Annotated in this window: 2 protein-coding genes and 1 pseudogene; all 3 read right to left on the bottom strand. The window is 72.5% G+C overall.

Going from position 1 to position 1,929, the window contains the following annotated elements:
• Window positions 1-50 precede the first annotated feature (50 nt).
• The gene (locus ACIQOW_RS39585) at window positions 51-692 is read right to left on the bottom strand and encodes a DUF742 domain-containing protein (protein ID WP_401092832.1); all 642 of its coding nucleotides are present in this window, start codon (window positions 690-692) and stop codon (window positions 51-53) included.
• A gap of 161 nt (window positions 693-853) precedes the next feature.
• Window positions 854-1,267, bottom strand: coding sequence for a roadblock/LC7 domain-containing protein (locus ACIQOW_RS39580; protein WP_030248297.1), 414 nt, complete (start codon window positions 1,265-1,267; stop codon window positions 854-856).
• Between the two features lie 10 nt (window positions 1,268-1,277).
• Window positions 1,278-1,929 (bottom strand): annotated as a pseudogene (locus ACIQOW_RS39575) (hypothetical protein); the annotation flags it as partial.

Genomic DNA, 1,929 nt, shown 5'->3' with positions numbered 1-1,929 from the left:
CCGCGACGACGATCTTCGCGGAGGTGGTGGCGCGGGTGGGGGCGGCCGCGTTAGAGCTTGCGAAGTCCACTGAGGACCCTTTCGAGCAGCGTGACGTCGGGCTGGTTTCCGGTTTCGCCGCCGGAAGCGGGCTGGTGGATGGCGACCAGGCCGGCCTCGGCGAGGTCGGCCACGAGGATGCGGGCCACTCCCAGGGGAAGGGAGAGCAGCGCCGACACCTCCGCGACGGATTTGACCTCCGTGCACAGCGTGCAGATCCGCTGGTGCTCGGGGAGCAGGGTGGCGAGGCGCTGCGGATCGACATCGGCGGAGACCAGGGCCTCCAGCGCGAGTTCGTAGCGCGGCCGGGTCCGGCCACCGGTCATCGCGAACGGGCGGATCAGCGGGCCCGAGTCGGCTTCGTCCTCGAACTCCTCGACGTAGCCGGGCTCCTCGGCGGGCCGGTAGCCGGGGGCCGGCTCGGGCGCCGGTGCCGGGTAGCCGGGTGCCGGGGCGCCGTACGAGGGCTCCCGGGAGTACTGGTCGTACTGGCCGTACTGCTCCTGGGTCCGGGGGTACGGGTGCTGGGGCTGCCCGTACTGGTGCCGGCCGTACTGCTGACCGTGGCCGACGCCGGGTGCTCCGAAGGCGTCATGGCCTGTGCCAGGGTACGGAAGACCGTACTGGCCGCTGCGGTCGTCGGGCGGTGTCACGGTTCCTCTCCTCACAAGGTGCGGCGGTGCGGTGCGAGCTTCGGCGCAGGTCCGGAGCCGGTGGTGCGAAGGCCGTACGACGTCCGAACCCGAGCCCGCCGAAGCGGGCCCGGGAAGGACGCGGAGGTGCTTCGAATACCTGGACGGTATCCGACGAACCGTCAGTGCAGGAGACTGCCCTGGAGTTCGGCGCGGAGAGCGGGGGTGAGGACGGCGCCGGCGCGGTCGACGAGCAGGGCCATCTCGTAGCCGACGAGGCCGATGTCGGAGTCCGGGGCGGCCAGGACGGCGAGGGCCGAGCCGTCGCTGACGGCCATCAGGAACAGGAAGCCCCGCTCCATCTCGACCACGGTCTGGTTGACCTCGCCGCCCTCGAAGATCCGGCTCGCACCGGAGGTGAGGGAGGTGAGGCCGGAGGCGACGGCGGCGAGCTGGTCGGCGCGGTCCCGGGGGAAGCCCTCGGACATGCACAGCAGGAGGCCGTCCGCGGAGACCACCACGGTGTGGGACACCCCGGGGGTGTTGTCCACGAAATTGGTGATCAGCCAGTTCAGGTTCTGTGCGGCCTGGCTCATCTGAGTCAACTCAACGCTCCTGGTGGTTCGAGCCGCCGAAGAGATCGGTGCTCCGGTTCTGTCCGTTGCCGGACTGGTCTGCCTGATCGGGGTCGATCCGGAAGCTTCCGGTGTTGCCGGCACTGCGACCCTGCTCCACGCCGCGTCGCAGGTTGGTGAGGCGGCCACGGACCTCCTCCGGGCTGCGGGAGACCTGCGGCCCGTCCTGCGGGGTGGACTTGGCGTTGCCCGGCACCAGGTTCTGCTTGGGCACGCGGCGCGGCAGACCGGAGTCGGTGGTGCCGCTGGAGGAGGGCTCGCGGAGCTGCTCGGCCCGCTGCCAGTCGCCGTCGTTCGGCGACTGCCAGGGGGAGCTGGCGGTCGGGCCGGTCGGGCCGTATCCGCCGAGTGAGGACACGTCGTGGCCGCGCTGGGCCGCGGGCGTCGTGTTGTCCCTGGCGCCGGCGAACCAGTTCGGGCTGTCGCCGGACGAACCGGCGCCGGCCGGAGCGGCGCTGGGGCCGCCGCTCGCCAGCTGCTCGCCGGGGCGGCGCTTGGGCAGCCCGGACGGCAGGGTGGTGTGCGGCTCGGCCGCGGGCAGTGCGGGCGGCTCAGGGGTGTAGGGGTGGCCGGCCGGGGCCTCCTCGGCCTGCCGGCCGTACTGGTCGGCGTACTCGCCCTGC

Origin of the sequence: Kitasatospora sp. NPDC091335, assembly GCF_044757205.1 — a bacterium.
Taxonomy (GTDB): domain Bacteria; phylum Actinomycetota; class Actinomycetes; order Streptomycetales; family Streptomycetaceae; genus Kitasatospora.
This window is presented reverse-complemented; position numbering and strand designations above follow the sequence as displayed.